A 20,975-nucleotide genomic window follows, 5' to 3' on the forward strand; every position below is an offset into this window, starting at 1 on the left:
CAGGACAGAGCGAGCTGATTCGTCCCCGCTCACACCCAAGACGCCCCTACGATTGGGGACATGACTGGTGGTCGATCGGACACCTCTACCACCAACGGGGAAGCTTGACCGGGCCGTTGACCGAGAGACGGAGCACGTGGGGGACATTTTTAGCGACCTAAAGCGGGTGGGTGTCCTCAAACGCGAACTGTTGTCCGGGCAGCCGTCGGACCGCCGACTGGCGCAGCTTGCGAGCGTTTCTCACGGCACTGCTGGCCGATGGTTGGAGGGCGCGCAGCTTCCACAGGATCGCGACAAACTAATCAGGGTCATCGACGCAATCAGGGTCGAGGCTGCTACCAGAGGAGCCTTGAACCGGCGCGTTGGCGAGGCGTCCGATGAGACTGTCGCGCAGTTGCTTGACCCCGAACGATGGCGCGAGGCGTTCGCGTCGGAGCGGGAGCGCCGAGCACAAGAGTGCCGGACCGGGACCGAGCGGCATCAGGCCAAGGCAGCCCTGGAGAAGGAAGCGGAGTTTGCCCGCTTGGCCGGGCTCGCTGACCGCCCCCGTCCAGTGCGTGCATGGAGCGCGCAACGACTCGGCGTACACCCCGCTATCTCAGGGCACCGTGTTGCCCCAGGCGTGGGATTCGTGCTACCCCGCTACGTATCCCGCCCGCACGATACAGAGCTTCGTTCCCGTCTTACTGAGGCCGCCGCCGACGGGGCAGCCCCCTGTCTCGTGGTGGTGGAAGGAGGTTCCTGCACGGGAAAGTCCCGGTCGGCGTTCGAAGCGGTACAGGCAGCGGTGCCTGACGATTTCGACCTGTTCTTTCCTGCAGATCCGACAGGGCTACTCGAAATACTGGCTGCGGACGCCCTGCGGCCGGGCAGCGTACTGTGGCTCAACGAGGCTCAGGATTACCTCGCTGGTCCTGCGGGGGAAGCGGTGGCCGCTGCTCTGTTGCGGCGACTCGATCGGGACGGGCCGCTTCTGGCCATCGCGACGATGTGGCCCGACCACCGCGAGAGCCTCATGGCGACTTCTCCTGGCGACACCGTGGACCCGCACCGGCACGCCAAAGCCTTGCTATCCCAGGCCCACCGGGTCCTGATTCCCCGAAGCTTCGCTGCCTGTCTGGAAGCAGCACGAGATGCCGCTCGATACGACCCTGCGCTCGCGCATGCCCTCTGCACCGGCACCCACGATCTGACCCAAGTGCTCGCCGCAGGACCCGATCTCGTCGATCATTATGAGCACCCTTCCGGCCCAGCCGGTGTACATGGCCAGGCCCTCATAAGCGCTGCCATGGATGCCCACAGGCTGGGGGCCAATGGCCCGCTGCCCCACCCCTTCCTGGAAGCGGCAGTTCCCGGCTACCTCGCTGCGGCCGATCGCGCCGTCGGGCCAGATTGGTTCACCCACGCCCTTGCCTACGCGCGCACCCACATCAAGCACACCACTCGGGCGTTCCAGGATGTGGCCCTGTCATCAGGGATGGGCGTGGAGCCAGGAGTCACCCGGTTGGCCGACTACTTGGCGCAGCACGGCCGTCGTTCCCGCCGGGCCGAGTGCCCGCCGGTCTCCTTCTGGGAAGCCGCGTATCGGCACCTGACGCATCCAGATCACCTGGCCGCTCTGGCCGAGGCGGCCAGACGTCGCATGCGCAACCGTTGGGCACATCATCTGTGGCTCAGAGCTTCCGAGGCGGGCAGTGGCGAGGCCATGTCGGCCCTCGCACGTTCCCTGTGGGTTGAAGGCGACAGGGAAGGTGCCGAGCGTCTGGCACAGCAGGCCGCTGGTCAGGGTGATTTCGCCGGTCTCAACACCCTTGCCTTCATCCCCGAGCACACTGGCGATTTCGACGAGGCTGAACGGATCTCCTTGCTGGCCTCCGCAGCGGGCAGTGCGTGGGCCCTTCGCCGGCTGAGCGGTCGCCGCCTACGCACCGGAGACATCACAGGAGCGGAGCGTAACCTACGGCAGGCGGGGGACGCCGGTGACGGGGAAGCCCTGATCCTGCTGGCGGCACTTCGTGTGCAGGCCGGTGACCAGGACGAGGCCAAACGCCTTATCACACGGGCGGCCGAAGCTGGCGACATCGAGGGGCTGGCTCAGCTGGCTGCGCTGCGGATGTTCGAAGGAGACCGTGACCAAGCCGAGCAGTTGGCCAACCGTGTCACGCAGCGGGGCAGCATCCGGGCATGGAACTTACTCGGCGATGTTATAGAACACCACGGCGAGCTCGATAAGGCGAGGTCCGTGCTCCGCAAGGCCGCAGATGCGGGAGACGAGACCGCCCTTCCACGGCTGGCCTGGATGGCCGAGAATGCAGGCGAACAGAGTGAGTGCGAACAATTGTTGGAGGACGCGCTCCAGGCGGGCCATGCCGATGCCGTGGCCAGCGTGGCCCTGCTCCGCGACAGGATCGGTGAAGCTCAAGGTGCCGAACATCTTGCCCGGCGGATCGCTGAGCGGGGTACTCACATTGGGTATCTGAGACTTGCCGAAGCACGGGAGGAGACCGGCGATCTGGCCGGAGCTGCGACTGTCCTGCGGGCGGCCGCCGAAGGCGGCTCTGTGGAGGCCCTCGTGCGTCTTGCATATATACATGAGAGAGCCGGAGACGACGAGGCGGCCTTGCCTCTGCTGCGGCAGGCAGTGGTGGCGGACCACGGCGAAGCTTTGCTGAGCCTCGCACTGCTCTGTACACGCACGGATCGCGACGAGGCCGAGGGGCTCGCCGTTCAGGCGGCCGATGCCGGATTTCCGGAGGTGCTAGCGTCGCTCGCTGATCGCCGAGAGGAGGTCGGCGATCATGATGCGGCGGAACGCATCCGCCAGCAGCTGATTGCGGGGGGATACGCTGACGCCCTGGTCTCGCTGGCCAGACGACGGGCACGGGATGGCATCCAGGAGGAGGCGGTCCGGCTCCTGGTTCACGCCGCCGATTTCGGGGACGAGGTAACAGCTCTCTCGTTGGCGCAGGTCTGGGAACATGGCCTGGAACCGGACGGTTCGCCGTCGGCTCCGTGGACCTGGGCCGAGGAACAGCACAGAGATCCCTGAGCGACGAGCCCACTAGCTGAGAACGGGCTGAGACAGCAAGGGCCGCCACCCGGCATCAGCGTGTCACTAGACTGCGGCTGCTCGATCCACGATCTGGCCGCCTTCGCCGACCAGATGCGGAAGGAACGTTGCACTCGCTCCGCGTCCGGCACAAGAGCCTCCCTCCTGAACGCGACGGCCTCCGGCTGGTCTCAGTTCTGGTCTCATTCACCGGTGTTCATCACCGTCCACGGACCAGGTACACAAACGCTCCGCACCAGGTCAGGACGCTGACGGGGCGCCCCGAACGCCCAAGCGGCGACTTGGAAAGCGTGTTGGGTTCACACCCTCACGAGTTCGAATCTCGTATCCTCCGCCGGCCCTAACCGGCAAGGCTGTCAGCCCCGACGTCTCGCCAGATCGGGGCTGATTTCATGTGGTTGCAGTCGGTCTGCGGAACGCGCAGGTCAGCCCCAGGGGCAGTGCCCAGCCGGTACGGCATCCAGCCCCGTTCGCACGAGTGCGTAGGCCATCGGCCCTCACGCCCCGCGGGCGCGTCAACAGCAAGGACCCACGGACTACTCCGAGCGCTTGCGCTACACAAAGAACTCGGCTGTACCGTCGACGAGTTCGGTGTAAACGGTCTCGGAGCCCGGATCAGGCTTGCGTGTCGGCGGAGCCGCCCTCCGGCTGAAAGGCTGGCAACTCCATCGCAGATCGGCTCGAACGCTTCGCGGGCGTCGCCGAGTTGGGCAGGGGTGCCGTAACTGCGGCTGCAGCTGATTAGCCCACGACTGCGTCCAGATCGCGAATGAGGGTTCGGTTCCACGGGTGACGTCGAGGTGGGAGATCGCGGACCGTGCTCGCGTCAGCCACCGTACATGCGCACTTTGCCATCGATGCGTTCATGCTCCGTACGTGTCCAGGCGAGCTCCTGCACCGTCTCAGCCAGAGTGATGACGCGAGCGCATCTCCGAAATCGGCCACGGCGGTACATCAAACGTAAGTAGGCTCACGTTCCATCCGTGCGGCCGGGCCGCACGCAGTGTCTGCTCACCCGCTCCCCGGCTCGTGAAGGTGGATGGATGACGGCTCCCACTATCGGAACTTTGCTTCTGCAGAACAGGTACGAAATCACCGGGGGTCCACACACAGGTGATGGCGAATCCCAGGTCTGGGAGGCTTTCAGCGATGGCTACACGTACCTGCTCAAGACGTGGACGTACGAGGGCGAGCAACCGGACCGGGTGCAGCGCGCTCTATGGGACCAGGAACTGCGCACCATGTACAAGGTCGCGAGCAGCCCGAGGTCTGACGACGCGCTGGTCGTACTTAAGGATGCAGGTCTCGACCGGGAACACAACTGTTTCGTCATGGCCCTGGAGGCACCTGGCTACGAGCGTGTCGCCGACGCGCTGCTGCGCCGGGCGCGCTACTCGTGGCTCTCGAACCGGGGAACGGTCGCGCGTGAACAGCTGTGGAACGGTTTAGGGCGCGTCGCTACGGGACTGAATCTGCTGCACGAACGGCAAGTCCTGCACCGCGGCGTGGACGTCGACTCCCTCTTCTTTGACGAGGACCTCGGCGCCGAATCGCTCCGTCTCGGCGGCTTCGAATGGTCCGTCAAACTGGGTCGCCCGGTGGGGGCTCAGCCTCCCGCCAGCTGGCCGGTCCCTCCAGAGCGCACCTCGGGAGGCGTGACCGCCTGGCGTCAGGACGACGACTGGTTCGCCTTCGGCATCCTCTGCTCACGGCTGCTCCTCGACCTCGAGCGCTTCACCAACAATTCCCCGCCCGAGCGTCACGCACGAGTACTCAAGGCCATCGGCACCGCCGTACACGACCTGACCGAGGCAGAGCGCAAGCTGTTGCTGGACCTCGTCGCCGCAGACCCGCTGGAGCGTCTGACCGCGCCGCACGACATCCTCAGTCGGATTCAGGACATCACGCGGGCCCTGGCGAACCCCCTGCGCACCCAGCAGGAGGACGTGCAGTACGTCCTAGCGCTCGATCTGCGACGGCTGGACTTCATCGATCACCTGATGGACAGCGGGCTGCGTGAACACTTGCTGCTCGATCCCATGGGCACCTTCATCCCCGGGGACCCGGTTCACCGCAAGGAGGCATGCGAGTTCGTCCGCCAGGACCTGCAGAAGCCCCTTCTATACGCCGTCCCAGGCAGGCCATACTTCATCCTCATCGGCGGCAGGCTCAGCCTGAAGATCACGGCGCACCGGGGGAAGGACGGCACGTCCAGCTGGCAGGTCGCCGACTGCCGGTCCGCCCAGCCACTGATTTTCAGCGAGGGTGACGACAGTTTCCGCGAACTCCCGCCCGGCCGCGTGTTCGCTTATGCCAGAGACGAGGTGGCTCGCGATCGTACGATCGCGCAGAACGCCACGTCGTGGGAACCCATACTGCCGAAGATCGACCGCAGTGCGCAGGTCTCACGCGAGCTCAGCCGCTTCCACGAATTCATCCGCGTGAGCAACCAGATCGAACTGCTCCTGCTCGACTCACAGATCTTCCCGTACGAGGTCGTCCGCGGCCCGTGGCTGGAGGACGGCGTGGAGCGGGCCGTGGTCAAGGAGCGCGCGCGCCCTGAGGGACACGAAGTCTTCGAAGCGTTCCGCATGGACTTGATCGACTTCCTACAAAAGGAGGTGCGGGGCAGCGACCGGTCCAAGGTCATCCTGTCGGGAGCCCGCAACGGCGCCCGTCTGAAACTCCCGCCTCGGGACCCCCAGTCCGACGACGACGGCAACGTGTGGCAGGTCGATGCCATGGAGCAGGCCACTGAGTTCGTCACACTCAGCCGCGCTGGCCTGAGCAAGGGTCGCGTAAAGCTGGAGAAGGAGGGGTTCCTCCGCAGCGCTGGCATGCCCGGCCAGATCAGCCTGTTCCGGCGTCGCAAGAAGGCCATCGACGCCCTCGATCAGCACGGATACCTCCTGCGATCGCTGGCTACCCCGAGCCACGTCCGCATGGATACGGGCGCTTCAGAGCTTCCCGTCGAACTCGACCACGAACGGGTGGACGAGGCCAAACGAGCCAGCATCGAGGACATCCTCCGAGTACGGCCCATCTACACGTTGCAAGGGCCGCCCGGTACGGGTAAGACCACCCTCGTCGCCTGGCTGCTGCGCGAAATCCTCGCGGAGGATCCCGTCGTCCAGGTGTTGGTCACGGCCCAAGCCCACGGAGCCGTCGACGTGCTCAGGTCGAAGGTGGGTGAGGCATTCCAGGACGTACCCGAAGCCGACAGGCCGTTGCAGATCCGGCTACGGGGCCCCCACAAGGCCGGAACCGCACTGCCGGAGGACGGCGTCGAGGGCGTGGCCAGGCAAGTACTCCAGCGCAGCATCTCTCAGCTCAGTGCCATGAGTTCCCCCAGCGAGGTACAGCTCGCCTGGCTGGAGGATGCGAAGGTCATGGTCGATGAGATCAACATGATGCAGGAGCAGGGGGATCTCGGCCGACGCTCGTCGGACTTCGTCGAACTGGTCAAACGCGGCGCGAATCTCACGTACTGCACCACCAGCGCCGGCGACCTGGTCGCCCTCGCCGCAGGCCAGGCCTACGACTGGTCGATCGTCGAGGAAGCGGGCAAGGCGCACGCGTTCGACCTCGCGCTACCGCTACAGGCAGGTCACCGCTGGTTGCTGATTGGCGACCACAAGCAACTGGATCCCTACCGGTACGAGGACTACCAGCAGGGACTCGAGAAGCTGGACCCGGTGGCGCAGAACCTCAGCCGCCTCAAAGTGAGGGCGTCAGGCCTGCTTGACCAGGAATGGCTCGACTCGTGGGAGCGGCGCAGCCAGACGGACCGGGATGAGTTCCGCGAGTACGCCAAGAAATGGCTGAAGACCTTCCACCGCCTGTACGAGTACTGCGCCGTGGCTGCGGGTGCCGGCCGTCTCGTCACGGACACCGATGCGAAGGGCGCGTCCGCAGGGCAGTTGATCGGCCAGCACCGAATGCACCCGGACATCGGCCAGCTCATCTCCGATGCGTACTACCAGGGGCGACTTGTGAACCGCACCCTGGACAAGAAGAACGAACCGGTGGAGCGCGTGCGTCACAGCTTCCACTCCCCGCACGGCGTCCGTAATCGGGCCGTTGTCTGGCTCGACGTACCGTGGTGCCGCAACGACGCAGCCACCCGCGAGCTCGGTCCGAACAGCGGCCAGTCGCCGTACACCAATCCGGCAGAGGCGCGAGCGCTCGCCAACTTCCTTCGGACCTTGGGACCGGATGGCGGGTGTCAGGGCAAACTCGCGGTGCTGGCCCCGTACTCTCGGCAAGTGAGCCTGCTTAGCCAGCAGTTGCGGGGTGTGCCCCTGCCTGCCGGACTGCAGGTCCAGCTCGGTCTCAATGCCGAAGCAATCGACGGCAACCGGTTCCCCACCCACACCGTCGACTCCTTCCAGGGCAACCAGGCAGACATCGTCGCCATCAGCCTGGTCCGCAACAATGAGGAGGAGATCGGCCGTGGTCTGGGGTTCCTCGACGACCCGGGCCGGATGAACGTGCTCCTCTCGCGTGCCGAGCGCCTGCTGATCCTCGTCGGATCCTGGGACTTTTTCCTCCACCAAGTGCAGGCCGTACCTCTCGCGGACGAGTCCCAGCCCCTGTGGTCCTTCAAGAAGATCGTCACCCTGCTCGGTGAATGGTTCCTGGATGGCAGGGCTGTGCGTATCCCGGCTGATCTCAGGGAGAACTCGTGATCGTCCTCGTACCGGTGAGCATGTTCAGCGTCAACTTCACCGTGGCCCGGGGCCGCCCATACAGCCGTCTAGAGAAGCGGGCCCTGGAGGAGATCGCAGCGCGGGTCGGTGTCGCACCCCACCACGGCGCGACGCTAACTTCACTGTGCAATACCTTCCGGGTTCCCGAACGCCTGATGGTCGAAGCCGTTGTGACCCTGGTCGGTGCCGGCTGGGTCGCCGTCACCAGCGGCCGGGAGGCCACATTCGTCCTCACCGCCGAAGGCCAGCAAGCGTGCTCGTCCGGGAAGGACCCGGCATCGGTCGTCGTGGTTCCGTCCCCGCCCTGCACGGTGATCTTCGATCGCACGGCAGGACAGCTGGCCCGACGCGGTGAAGTGCTGACCGTCTCGAAGCAGGAGGCGCAGCCGGGCCTCAACCCGTCCACTCCCTTGCGCATTGTCCGCAACGCGCTGGACGAGTCCCAGATCCAGAAACTGCTGCCGCGCGCCAGCGGCGAGTGGGTGCGAAGCATTGGACGGCCCAGGCTCGTGACATTCAGCCGCTACCTCCCTGTGCGCGTCGACCTCACCGACAGGGCCATCACAGGGCTCCCCCGGGGGTGGCACCAGGCTCTGTCGGCCGAGATCCTTTCAGTGGCACAGACCAGGAAGGAAGAATCGGAGGGCGCCCTGGACCTCCAACCGGAACTGCCGCCAACCGCGTGGAAAGAAACACCCCTGACACCGACTCGGATGCCCTCCATCGGTCCCAGGGACCAACCGACCCCGTTGAGCGTCCCGGGGCGGAAGCCTCCAGCCGCCGCACTCGAAGTCGCGGCAGCGGCCCAGACGGGCACCTCTTTCCCTTGGCTGGAAGAAGCCGATCCTCTCGGAAACACCAGTGACGGTCTCGCGGACCAGTCGACTGAGGCGACCCTGTTCTCGGAGCTGTCCGGCGAAAAGCCCCACCAGCTCCTGATCACCGAGGCACTGGCCACGGCGGCGAACCACGTACTGATTGCCTCACCCACGCTGAATATGGAGAGCCTGTCGAAGCTCGGCGACGCCATCCACGCCGCAGTGGCGCGCGGGGTGCGCGTGGACATCCTCTACGGCGACACGGACAAGGGAACCACCCCGCAGGCCGTCGTCGATCTACTGCATCGAATCGGTTACCACGCTGCGAATCGTCTGGGCAGGGACCTCCTGAAGCCAGCCAAGGGACCGACGGGCAGCGGCGCCAGCCTCCTGATCTTCGGTAGGAGCGACGGAGCGCTAGAGGCGGTTATCGGCGACTACGCGTGGGTCGGGTCACCCGGCTCGGAGCGGGCACGCTCCGTCCATATGGGCGGAACCGAGTTCATGGCCCAAGTGGCACGGGCAGCCGCAGGTTTGTGGACGTGGAGCGGCGACTCGTATTCCGCCGACCGCTGGCGGAGGGTGGCGGACCGCTGCCAGGACGACACTGCCGTCTTCGCGGCTCGAGGAGACCGTTGCAAGGACTACGTCCTCGCCGAGCTGATCGTGGACGACGAGCACGCCCAAGTCGCGCAGGGCCCCGACGACAACGCCGTGTGGATTGGCGGTGCTTGCCAGCACGAGAACGGTTCTGCAACGGGCATCCGCGGCATCTCGGCGGTGATCCGCCGCCCGGACACCGTGGCCGCGCCGTGAGGGTGGTCTTGTGCCAGGTCATCACGGCGGTGGCGCGGGAGGCTACGCGGCTGCCCTGAAGGTCCACCGGCGCCTCGTGGAGCGCTGGTACTGCAACAGCCAGTTCGTATCCTGCGTCCCGGCGACAACGCGTTCGCAGCGGCGAGATCACCTCAAAGCTGGGCTACTCAATCGCAACCATGAGGCAGCCGTCCTGGTTGCAGTTCTGGTTGCATTCACCGGCGTTCGGGGGCATCCAGATGCCACCGACGCGTGGGTTCCGCCGCAGCTCAGGACGTTGGGGAACCCATCCGGACTGGCGGATGACCTCTTGGAAAGCGTGTTGGGTTCACACCCTCACGAGTTCGAATCTCGTATCCTCCGCCAGCCTGAACAGGCAAAACGTTGCCCTCGGCCGCAAGGCGGCCGGGGGGCAACGTCGTTGTTGGTCTCGGTTGACGCGATCGACGCAGGTCACAACCTTGCGTCTCGCTGTAATGCCGCGCTTGGAACTGGACACCACCTCATGTCGGTGAGCACCGGAGCGGTCGTGTCCGACCACGCACCGTTGAAGGTTCGCGGGACACGCCCCGGGGTCACCCGGGACGTGTCCAACCGCGCGATAGGCGTGAATCAGCTGTGCGGATGGTCAGGATGGGGTCGCGGTAGCCGTTCCAGGCGACACGACGCGGCCGCCAGTCGCGTGATTGCTTGGCGGCGGTTGGTTCTGCTCATGCGAGGTGACGACCGGCGTGCGCGCCGTGACTGCGTAAAACAACTCAGTCGGTACACGGCACTGCTCGATCAGCCGGTCCTCGTTGATGCCTTCCTGGGTGAGCAGTTCGACGGCCCGCGGCAACAAGGACGGCTGCTCAATAGCACTGACCAATCCGGGTTCACTCCGACGCCAACCGCGAGTCGTAACGGTCGTCATGGCGTTGCGGTACGACACGTCACTGAGCCGTCCGAGCCATCGCGCCCGATAAAGCAGCGCCTGCATGCTGACGCCCCTTTGCTCCTTGAGACGAGCGAACGTACGCCAAGCGCTGCCCCCATGCTGGTCGGCAACAAATCGAAGATCTGGTCCGTGGGCATGAGCAGTTCGGCAGCGAAGCGGTGAGCTTGGTCCTCCACGATTCGACCACCCGGTTCGAGGAGTGCGACCACCCGAACCCTACGGGGATCCGAAGCGTCGGCGGTACACACAGCCCCGGCACTTGGCAGACCCAAGACGTTGAGCCGTGATTTCATTCGCAGGCAGAGCCCGCAGGCAGCCTGGTGACCGGCCCGTCCGCACCCGACACGGCGCCACACACCGCGAGGTGGATGTCCGCGCGTGTACAGCAGTCGTCGAACTCCCTGGGAAACAGGGAGAAAACGTCCAACTGCCCGACGACACGGGGCCCAAGCGGGAGACTCGTTGCGGCGGCCGTCTCCTCGACCTTCATGACCCAGTATCTCGAACCGTGCGGGGCCGTCCGACGTCACTCGAACGGAAGGGACCGGCAGGACCCCGCGGTGATCTCGCGCGCAAGCCGGAGACCTTGAACTGATCTGTTCTGTCGGTTGCCCGCTCGATGAGAGCAGCAGAGAAGGATCGCGATGACTGAACCCGACCGCACGATCGACGGCGTTGCCAAGACGATTGCCGAAGTTCTGGAAAAGAAGAAGTACTCGATCGACTACTACCAGCGCGAGTACAAATGGGAGTCCAAACAGATCGCTGAACTGGTTGCCGACCTCACCGCGAAGTTCCTCACCCTCTACGATCCCGATCATTCGCGCAAGGACGTCGCGAAGTACCCCGGCTACTACCTCGGGTCGATCGTCATATCGCAGAAGGGGAGTCAGCCCTTCGTCGTCGACGGGCAGCAACGACTCACCAGCCTCACGCTGTTGCTGACCTTCCTGCGGCGACTTCAGGAGGGACGAGAGGAAGTCGTCAACATCGACGAACTCATCTACTCCGAGAAGTTCGGCGAGAAGTCGTTCAATCTTGACGTTCCCGATCGCAACGACTGCATGCATGCGTTGTTCGAGCACGGCGAGTTCGAGCCGCCCTCGGAGGCAGCGGAGTCGGTGCGCACGCTGGTTGACCGGTATGCCGAACTTGATGGGCTGTTCCCGGAAGAGTTGAAGGAGCGTGCACTCCCGTTCTTCATTGACTGGCTGAAGGATCGCGTCCAGCTCGTCCAGATCACCGCCTACAACGACGACGACGCCTACGCCATCTTCGAGACGATGAATGACCGCGGCCTGAAGCTCACCCCGGCCGACATGCTCAAGGGATACCTTCTCGCCAACATGACGGCCGGCGAGCCTAGAACGCAGGCAAACGACCGGTGGAGGAAGAGCCTTCGCAACCTTGACGAGCGGGCGGAGGAGGCCGGCTCGGACTTTCTCAAGACCTGGCTGAGGAGCCAGTACTCCACCAAGATCCGTGAACGTCGGAAGGGCGCTCGGCCCGAAGACTGGGATCGGATCGGCACCGAGTTCCACCGATGGCTACGCGGCGCGAGTGACAGCGTCGGCCTCAAGACGCACGAGGACTATCGCCGGTTCGTGGTCCGGGACCTCGAATTCTACAGTCGCCAATATATGCGCATCCTCGACGCGTCAACCGGCCTATTCCAACCGGACAGCCCGTTGCGCTTCATCCGCTTCAATGCCGACCTCGGCTTCACACTCCAGAACCAGCTGCTGCTGGCGCCTCTGCGTGTGGACGACAACGCAGCCGCCATCGACAAGAAGCTGGAGCTGGTCGGCCGGTTCACAGATATCTTGCTGGCACGGCGAATCTGGAACTTCCGCGCGACTGCCTACTCGACGATGCAGTACGCGATGTTCACGGTGATGCGAGACATCAGGGGCCTCAGCGAGGGTGATCTCGCTGGATTCCTCCGTGACTACCTGGGCAAGATCGACGAGTCGTTCGACTTCGATGGCCTCCACGTCCACCAGCAGAACCGCAGCCAACTCCACAAGATCCTCGCTCGGCTCACCGACCACATCACCGTGCGATCCGGACGGGCCTCCAACTACATGGAACTGACCAATGGCGCGAAGGTGAAGTACGAGGTCGAGCACATCTGGGCTGATCACCCCGACCGGCACGAGGAAGAGTTCGCACACGAGACTGCCTTCGCTCGGCACCGCAATCGCATTGGTGACCTGCTGCTCCTACCGAAGCAATTCAACGCGAGCTACCAAGACGAGACGTACGCCCAGAAGCGCCCGCGGTACTTCAGTCAGAACCTGCTTGCAGCCAGCCTGGATCCCCAGTCCTATGAAAAGAATCCCGGATTCCTGACCTTCATCAAGGATTCGGGGCTCAAGTTCCACGCCCATGAGGAGTTCAAGACTGCCGACATCGACGAGCGCGGAGCCCTCTACCAGGCGATCGCCATGCAGGTCTGGAACCCTGATGACCTGGGCTTGGTCGTAGAGGGGGACTCATTGTGAGAGAAGGTCGCTGCCACGGCTGGGAGGGGTCCGCGATCAGCGCCGCCACACCCCCTGCTCTCGGCAGTCACGCCAGCTGTTGCGGCCGGTCTCGGCAAGGCCACGGCTCAGCAGCCGGGCTCGCCTAGCGGACCGCCCGGTGGCTCGGCCAGATCGGCCATGAGTTCCTGTCTCCAGTGGGGGTCAAGGCGCTGGTGAAGGACGGTCTCCGCAGCTTGCAGGGGCGGAAGGTGCAGTGTGGCGAGCAGCGCCTGGGCCGCGCCCGCTCGCCGACGCCACGCGTCACGTTCGTCTTGGTCGATCACGTCGCGGCCATTCGCGTCTATGGACGAGCGCCAACTGGCTTGGGCGTCGGCAGCGATGGTGCGCAGGCGTGTGCCCAGCGCTGACTCGTCGTCCACACGCCACCGTTCGCCGCCGGCCATGCGTGCCATGACATCGGAGACTTGGGGGTATGCGTCGATGCCCGTTTCCACGGCGAGTCGGATGACCTGGTTCGCGACTGCAACCGGCACACGGGTCGGGTGGAAATCGGCTGGCTTCTCCACCTCTGGACTCTGCGGTCCTCCGCGCCACACCGGGTCGTGCAGCAACGGCAGGAGGTGGCCACTGATCAGTTCGCCGTGCAGGGCATGAGCTGCCGGGTTCAGGCCGAACTTGCGAGTCAGGACGTCGCATACGGCGCGCAATATGGCGCGAGGGTTCCTGTCGTCGGGCTCGGAAAGGCCGGGGAGACTTCACCGGGGTCGGCTTCGCCGGGAAGGCGGTAGGTCCGGCGGGTTCGAACACAGTGACCAACTCGCCGTCCTCGTAGAAGGACAGCTGCGTGAATCCCGAGTGGAAGACCGTGACCGCGCGCGTGCCGTGAGACAACCGGCGCAAGACCTCGGCTCTGCTGCCCTCCCAGTGGCCCTCTTCGATTCCGAAGGCCCAGGCTCCTGTCGCACCGGCTCGCACGACGGGCAGGTAGCCGGACGTCCACCGGGCGCTGTCCTCCCTCGCGTCGACACGGGTCCGCGGCGCCACCGTGCTCTGGACGGCGCCGAACCGGCGGAGGAACTCGGCCGCGTCCACGCCATAGACGAAGGTGAGGCAGAACGAGGCGTATTCACCCGCCCAACCGTCCTCAGCGGTAGGCGTCGACCGGCCGTAGTCGTACTCGGGAGGCGCTTGTCCAGGGAATTCAGCCTTGAAGGACGTCGCGGCCAGGCGCTCCGATGACGACGAACGAAGGTGGCATCCGGACCCGGCCGAGCAGTGAAGCCCACCGCATAGGCGCTCCGCCCCTGCGGCGCTGGCCTCAATCCCGGTCTCAGTTCTGGTCTCATTCACTGGCGTACGCGGACGTCCGTGTCGGTGAGGTGTAAACGCTCCATTGCAGGTCAGGATGCTGACAGATGGGCACCGGACGGCGAGATAATCAATCGGAAAGCGTGTTGGGTTCACACCCTCACGAGTTCGAATCTCGTATCCTCCGCCAGCCTGAACAGGCAAAACGTCGGCCCCGACCATGCACATGGTCGGGGCCGACGTCGTTGTAGTTGCAGTTCTGGTTGCATTTATTTCCATCATTTAAGACATATCGTGCGCCGCGTCGTAATGTCTTGCCTTGGCGTCGCACGGCGCCCTCGATGGCCGTGCCGATAGCATGGTTGCCGCAACCCTCGTCGCTTACTGGCCTGCGGCCTCGCGCTCAGGCTCCGACGCTCGGTCGTCGTGAACCCCCAAGTGCGCGTTCCGGTGTATCACCTGAAGGCGAACCACGGTTCCTGGGGCGGGAGGGGCCGAACTATCACTATCGTGTCGGGAGGGTCGCGAGTGAGCGGCCTGTGCCGGCTCTCAGTAGCTGACCATGGGGGACAAATCATGCCGAGATTTGCCGAATTTGATGCCTCGTCCCTTCGCCACACCAGCAAGGTGGATGGTGGATTTCCTTGGCGTGGCTCAACTGTCACCCTGATTCGGATCGATGCGAAGGGAGTCGTTACCCAGGCGACCAGAATCACGGAGAAGAGGGCGATGCTTGTCCAAGCGGCTCCCAAGGACCTGGTTCTCGCTGCTTGGCCGGGGCAGTGGTCTCAAGATGTGTTCCTGGTGGATGACCTCAAAGCGGCTCGAGCGGAGATGGGTTGATCCCGGGCCTTGATAGGCGCATCAACCTTTAAGCCGGCCGGCAGCGCGCGGCCTCAAATCGCAGTGACGCCCGCACGCTCGATCGCCGTCCGGATCAAGCCGACCAGCGAACTCATCGCGCTCTCTTTTGAGCTGGTGGCGCGCCTTCCGCCGGCGCGCTTCTGACCTGCAGAACTGCAACTACCCAGTGAAAATCCTGGTTGCATTTCTGGTTGCATTCACGGGCGTACGGGTGCGTTCACCAAGCAGCTGGGCTGGCGCTCCGGCGCAGGTCAGAACGTCGGCAAAGCGGGCCGAAAGCACAAGCGATCCCTTGGAAAGCGTGTTGGGTTCACACCCTCACGAGTTCGAATCTCGGATCCTCCGCACTCGCCCATAAGCGCACATGTGAGGCCCCGATCGCGCTGCGGTCGGGGCCTTCGTCGTTCCACCCGGCGCCGCGACACGTTCGACATGCGTCTGCCGGCCGGCCTTCCGGAGTTGGGCAACCCGTCACGGCCCCGGATTGCGCGGAGGCCCTGGTCGGTCCGGGGGCGGTCCGGGGCGGTCCGGGGGCCCGACCCATGTCCGGGTGTCGGCCGAGAGGCGATGGTGGCCTGCGGGTGCCGACCGTGGATCCGGAGTGCGGCGGCGTGTGACGTGCCGGCAGGGCCCGATTGCTCGAACCCTGTCTGGGATGGGATGTCGTCACACGGATGGTCGTCGGCGGGCGCGGCGGCGGGGTGTCTCGGGAACACTTGGCTCAGACGGAGCGTGATCTCGGGTCTAGTTCAGTGGGAGAGCGGATCGTGCGGACGAACATGGTGCTCCGCAGCGTCGGCGTCGTGGTGGGTCTGGTCCTGATCGCCTGCGCGTTCGTGCTCGCGTACGTCATCACGCCGAACTATGTGGTCCGGCTGCCCGACGACACCGATGCCAAGCGCTCCTATGCCGGTGCCTTCAGGACCCTGCTCGACGCCCGGGAGGTGGCGAAGGGCAACCTTGCGGCGGCCGTCAAGCGGGACGTCCCCCTGGCCGTCGAACGGACCGTGAAGGTCGAGGAGACCTCGGGCGACACGGCCCTGGTCAGCGACAGCCGGACGACGAACGCCGCGGGCAACCCGGTCGAGAAGACGGACTGGAAGTACGCCGTCAACCGCAAGACGCTCGAGCCGTCCGGCAGCCATCCGGCGGGCTGGACGGTGGTCGACGCCCAGGGCCTGACGGTCAGTTGGCCGCTCGGCGCGAAGAAGAAGACGTACACCGGCTGGCGACCGGAGACCGGGAGCACGACGCCGCTGACGTACACGCGTACGGAGAGCAAGTCGGACCTCGACACGTACGTGTACGAAGCGAACCTGCCGCCCACCAGGATCACCGACTCCCAGGTGCTCGCCGGTCTGCCGCCGGCCGTCCCGCGGACGACCCTGGCGCTGGTCGCCCAACTCGGCACCCTCTCGGCCGCGGCCAAGGAGCAACTGGCCGGACTGCTGCCGACATTGAGCGACCCGGTGCCGCTCGCCTACACGCTGGCGAGTGCCGACACGTTCTGGATCGAACCCGAGACCGGCATCGTGATCGATACGCGGCGGTCCCAGCAGCGCGTGGCCGGGGTCATCGCCCCGAGCAACGGCGCCTTCCTCCCACTGCTGCCGGTCTCCGACGTCTTCTACCAGCAAACCCCCGAGTCCGTGAAGGACGCCGCGGACGACGCCGATGACGGCCACGACGCCATCATGCTCGTCGGTACCATCCTGCCCATCGTGGTGGGCGTGGTCGGAGCACTACTGGTTGCCGCGGCCGTGCTCATCCGACGTCGTCGCCCCCGCGGCACCCCCACGCCCGATCCGGACGCCTGACACACGGCGGTGTGACGGACTCGACAGCGGCCTCCACTTCGGCGAGGTGCCCCGCCACAACCGCGCCGCCGCGGGCGGCTCGCATCACGGTACGGCCGCGCCCGGGACGTGAGGGGGTCGGTCAGGTGGTGGGGGCCAACCGGGTGCGGGCGTATTGGCCGGGTGGGCAGCCGTATTCCTTGGCGAAGGCGAGGACGAAGGCGGAGACGCTGGAGTAGCCGACCCGGCGGGCCACCACGGAGACCGGTTCGGCGACGAGCAGGGCGCGGGCGACGCCGAGGCGGAGCAGCGTGCGGCGTCGGGTGAAGGACATGCCGAATTCGCGTACGAAGTCCCGCTGGAGGGTCTTGGGGCTGATGTGCAGGCGTGCCGCCCACTCGTCGAGGCGCGTCGGGTCCGCGGGGTTGTGGGACATCGCGCGGGCGACGGCCCGGGCGAAGCCCTTGCCGTGCGCGCACTCGCCGGCGATGTCCGCGGTGAGCGGGGCCAGGTCGCGCAGGATGCGGGTGCGGGCCTCCAAGGCTCGGCGTTCGTCGTAGCCGGGGGTGGCGATCTCCTGGACGAGGCGCTCCGCCTCCGGACCGATCGCCACGTGGCCGGAGCGCAACCCGGCCAGGGACTCGGGCACTTCGCGCAGGCAGATCCGGTAGACGGTCTGCCGGTCGGCGGCGCGTACCTCGTGGCTCACCGCCTGTTCGGCCCAGAAGCCCTCGCCGGGCGCCGTGAACCAGGATCGGCCGCCGTGTACGGCCGAGAGCATGCCGTCCGGTGACCAGTAGAGCTGGTGCACGAGGTCGTTGCGGACGGCACCGAACCCCAGGGGACCGGCCGTGCGGTAGTGCAGGACGAGGATGCCCGCGGGTTGCCCGAGCCCATACCCGAACGCGTCGCAGGCGATCGGGTCGCCGCCCACATCCTGTCCTCTGATCGACATCGGGTGACCTTTCCGGACAACCATCAAGACTCAGGTGAGGCTAGCCTAAGTTCGCCGCGCCGACCGATTGGGGCGCCAAGACCTGTTCGACCCGAAGGAATGCTTATGTCCGTTCGCCCGCTACTCCGCCTCGTCTCGGCCGGCCTGGCAGCCGTGACCGCGACCGCCCTCCTGGCGGGCTGCGGCTCCGATTCCGACAGCGGCACGGGTGGAAAGAGCGGCGCCACGCGGGTGATCGCCGCCGACAACGGACAGATCACCGTCCCCGTCAGCCCCAAGCGCGTCGTCGCGACCGGTTACGCGGTCCCGGTGCTGATCGAGGCGAACGCTCCCCTGGTCGGCATATCCACCTGGCCGCGCGGTCTGGGCCTGATGACCGGGCCCGAGCGCGCGACGTACGACAAGCTGCACAAGATCGGCGGCGCGACCGCCAAGGAGACCAACTACGAGGCCATCGCCGCCGCGAAGCCCGACATCATCATCATCGGCGTACCAGGGCCGGTGCTCGGCGAGTTGGACCTCAAGCGGCTGGGATCGATCGCGCCCGTGGTCGCCATCGGCCCCAGCCTGCCGTCCGCGTGGCGCGAGTTGTCGGCACGCCAGGCCGACGCCGCGGGCCGTGCGGGCCACACCGAGGAGACCCGGAACACGTACCGGAAGCGGGCCGACGAGCTGAAGGTCAAGTAGGCGGGTGCCGTCGGCGGCCTCGGGTTCGGCCACCTCGGCGCGTACAACGAGAACTCCCAGGGCACCTTCCAGCGCGAATTCGCCGGCTCGTGGGGCACGAACATCGCGCAGGACATCGGCCTCGACTACTACGGCACGGTCAAGAAGAAGAGCGGCGGCTCCTCCGACGTCTCGGAGACGCCGTCCATCGAGGAACTGCCGGCGAGCCTGGGCGAGGCCGACGTGATCACCTACACCGTCCAGGACGACGGCACCCCGAGCGCGGGCGTGCAGTACGTCCTCGACTCGCCCCTGTGGAAGAACCTGCCCGCGGTCAAGGCCGGGAAGGCCTTTCCGATCCGCTACACGGCGGCGGTGACGTACGCACAGGCCCAGCGCACACTCGACGCCGTCGATCAGGCGCTCGCCCCGCTCCTGGCCCGGTGACGGACACCTCGCCCCTCGTGGACCGGTGATCGAAGTCCCCCCGAGGCCCGGTGATCGGAACCCCCGCCGCCCTCCCGGCCCAGTGATCGGAACCCCCGTGCGCATCGAACGAGACAACCCCGCCCCGCGCGTCGCCGCCCACCACGCGAACGGCGAAGGGATCGCCAAGATCGGCTACCCGATCGCCATCCGCACCGTCACGCTGCTGCGCAAGCACTACGTGACCACGTCGGTGCTGCGCCTGACGGTCGGCGGCCCGGGCCTGGACGGCTTCCACACCTATCAGGCCGACGACCACTTCAAGATCGTCTTCCCGGACGCCGACGGCACGATGCGGCTTCCCGTCCCCGACGAGGAACAGTCGCTGACCTGGCCGCGCCCGTCGCCGACCAGCCGCCGCTACACCGCGCGACGCTACGACGCCCGAGCGCGCGAACTCGACATCGACCTGGTCATCCACCCGGGTGGCGTGGCCTCGGACTGGGCGGTCGCCGCCGCACCGGGCGCGGATGTCGTGATCGCCGGGCCACCCGGGGCGAAGACGTTCCCGCACGACTACGACCACTACGTCTTCGCGGTCGACACCACCGCGCTGCCGGCGGCGGCGCGCTGGCTGGAGGAGTCGCCGCAGGACGTCTCGGCGCACCTGGTCGTCGAAACGGCGCACGCCGACGAGCACCGCTATCCGCTCGCCGCGCGCGACGGCGTGCGGGTGACGTGGCTGGCGCTGGGGGAGGGCGCGTCCCGGCTCGCCGAGACCGTACGCGCCTTGCCGCTGCCCGCCGGACGGACCTTCCTGTTCGCCGCCGGCGAGGCCGACGACATCAAGCCGCTCCGCGCGTGGGCCAAAGGCCGCCTCGACGCCCTGTTCACCGGTTACTGGAGGCGCGGTGTCGCCGGTCTCGAAAACTGAGTCGCCGGTCTCGAAGACTGCCGCGCCCAAGGTCCTGCTGCTCGTCGGGGCGGTCGCCCTGCTCGTCCTGGTCTGCGGCCTGAGCCTGGTCCTCGGGGCCAGGGCGATCCCGCTCGGCGAGGTCTGGCGGGCCCTCACCGACCCCTCCGGCGCCGATACCGACCTGACGATCCGGGAGATCCGGGTCCCCCGCACGATCCTGGCGATCTGCGTGGGGGCGGCGCTCGCGACGGCCGGCGCGCTGACCCAGACGCTGACCCGCAACCCGCTGGCCGAACCGGGCCTCCTGGGGATCACGTCGGGCTCCGGGTTCGCGGTCACCGTGGGCACCACGACCGGGCTGACCGGAAACCAGGGCGTACAGGTGTCCCTCGCCCTCGTCGGCGCGCTGATCGCCGGCGTCCTGGTGTACGCGGTCGGCCGTACGTCGCCCCTGCGCCTGGTGTTGGCCGGTGTCGCGCTCGCCTCCGTGCTCACGGGTGTGTCCATGTCGCTGCGCATCCTGGATCCGGACGCGTTCGACCACTACCGGTTCTGGAGCGTCGGCTCCCTCGCGGGCCGCGAACAGGCCCCGCTCCTGCTGCCGGTGCTGCTGATCCTGCTTGCCCTGGTCGGCGCGTCGGCACTGACCGGAGCGCTGAACACGCTGTCCCTGGGGGAGGACGTCGCGCACGGCCTCGGCGCCCGGGTGAACCGAACCCGCGTCGCGGTGCTGGCCGTCGTCACCCTGCTGGCCGGCACCGCGACCGCAGTCGCGGGGCCGATCGCCTTTCTGGGCCTGATGGTTCCGCACATCGTGCGCCGCGCGGCGGGCGGTTCGGTGCCTTGGCTTCTGGCGTACAGCGCGCTGCTGGGGCCGATCCTGCTGCTGGCCTCCGACATCACGGGTCGACTGCTGCTGCCCACCGGCGAGGTCCCGGTGGCGGTGGTCACCGCCTTCTTCGGCGCGCCGGTGCTGATCTGGGCCGTGCGCCGCTATGAAGGGACCACGTTGTGACGAGGGAGCACGTTGTGACGGGGGTCGGCCGGCGACGGGGGGCAGCCCGGTGACAGGCGACCACCTCGTGTCCGAGCCGACGAAGACCCTCCCGCCGACTACCGGCACCGTCCCGTCGGCGCCGAGAACGGAGCCGTCGTCCCGGCGAACCGCCTTCGGCCGCGCCTGTCACGCCCTCAGCCGGGCCCGTCGT

10 protein-coding genes and 2 pseudogenes are annotated in these 20,975 nt (G+C 66.6%); 8 read left to right on the forward strand and 4 right to left on the reverse strand.

Translation table 11 applies throughout. The annotated features are described in order from the left end of the window. Positions 1-721: 721 nt before the first annotated feature. The 3 genes from OG948_RS17565 (at position 722) to OG948_RS17575 (ending at position 9,413) form a co-directional block, all read left to right on the forward strand. Positions 722-3,049 (forward strand): hypothetical protein, encoded by a 2,328-nt coding sequence (locus OG948_RS17565; RefSeq protein WP_406297465.1) that lies wholly within the window; start codon positions 722-724, stop codon positions 3,047-3,049. A gap of 1,064 nt (positions 3,050-4,113) precedes the next feature. Beyond that, on the forward strand, positions 4,114-7,758 hold the full coding sequence (locus tag OG948_RS17570; RefSeq protein ID WP_406297466.1) for an AAA domain-containing protein: 3,645 nt from the start codon (positions 4,114-4,116) through the stop codon (positions 7,756-7,758). Continuing rightward, entirely contained in the window at positions 7,755-9,413 is a 1,659-nt protein-coding gene (locus OG948_RS17575) for a hypothetical protein (RefSeq protein ID WP_406297467.1), read from the forward strand. Before OG948_RS17570 ends, OG948_RS17575 begins: the two co-directional genes overlap by 4 nt. 628 nt (positions 9,414-10,041) lie before the next feature. Here the strand turns inward: OG948_RS17575 and OG948_RS17580 are convergent. After that, on the reverse strand, positions 10,042-10,392 hold the full coding sequence (locus OG948_RS17580) for a hypothetical protein (protein ID WP_406297468.1): 351 nt from the start codon (positions 10,390-10,392) through the stop codon (positions 10,042-10,044). Between the two features lie 602 nt (positions 10,393-10,994). On the opposite strand from OG948_RS17580, the gene OG948_RS17585 reads away from it, so the two are divergent. Beyond that, complete coding sequence (locus tag OG948_RS17585) at positions 10,995-12,854, forward strand: DUF262 domain-containing protein (RefSeq protein WP_406297469.1); 1,860 nt, start codon at positions 10,995-10,997, stop codon at positions 12,852-12,854. 107 nt (positions 12,855-12,961) lie between these two features. Here the strand turns inward: OG948_RS17585 and OG948_RS17590 are convergent, their stop codons facing one another. Then, positions 12,962-13,402 carry a hypothetical protein gene (locus tag OG948_RS17590; RefSeq protein ID WP_406300406.1) on the reverse strand — a complete coding sequence of 147 codons (441 nt, stop codon included), beginning with the start codon at positions 13,400-13,402 and terminating at the stop codon, positions 12,962-12,964. A 229-nt stretch (positions 13,403-13,631) separates the two neighbouring features. After that, a pseudogene (locus tag OG948_RS17595) lies at positions 13,632-14,426 on the reverse strand (DUF6461 domain-containing protein); the annotation flags it as partial. Between the two features lie 1,349 nt (positions 14,427-15,775). Between OG948_RS17595 and OG948_RS17600 the strand changes: the two are divergent. Then, positions 15,776-16,825, forward strand: a complete 1,050-nt coding sequence (locus tag OG948_RS17600) for a porin PorA family protein (RefSeq protein WP_406297470.1) — start codon at positions 15,776-15,778, stop codon at positions 16,823-16,825. Between the two features lie 121 nt (positions 16,826-16,946). On the opposite strand, the gene OG948_RS17605 is transcribed toward OG948_RS17600, so the two are convergent. After that, on the reverse strand, positions 16,947-17,759 hold the full coding sequence (locus OG948_RS17605; RefSeq protein WP_406297471.1) for a helix-turn-helix domain-containing protein: 813 nt from the start codon (positions 17,757-17,759) through the stop codon (positions 16,947-16,949). Between the two features lie 105 nt (positions 17,760-17,864). Between OG948_RS17605 and OG948_RS17610 the strand changes: the two are divergent. The 3 genes and pseudogenes from OG948_RS17610 (at position 17,865) to OG948_RS17620 (ending at position 20,782) form a co-directional block, all read left to right on the forward strand. Then, positions 17,865-18,872, forward strand: a pseudogene (locus tag OG948_RS17610) (ABC transporter substrate-binding protein). A gap of 97 nt (positions 18,873-18,969) precedes the next feature. Continuing rightward, complete coding sequence (locus tag OG948_RS17615; RefSeq protein WP_406297472.1) at positions 18,970-19,785, forward strand: siderophore-interacting protein; 816 nt, start codon at positions 18,970-18,972, stop codon at positions 19,783-19,785. Further along, positions 19,763-20,782 carry a FecCD family ABC transporter permease gene (locus OG948_RS17620; protein WP_406297473.1) on the forward strand — a complete coding sequence of 340 codons (1,020 nt, stop codon included), beginning with the start codon at positions 19,763-19,765 and terminating at the stop codon, positions 20,780-20,782. Before OG948_RS17615 ends, OG948_RS17620 begins: the two co-directional genes overlap by 23 nt. The last annotated feature ends 193 nt before the right edge of the window (positions 20,783-20,975 follow it).

The sequence above is a fragment of the Embleya sp. NBC_00888 genome (genome assembly GCF_045207655.1).
Classification (GTDB): Bacteria; Actinomycetota; Actinomycetes; order Streptomycetales; family Streptomycetaceae; genus Embleya.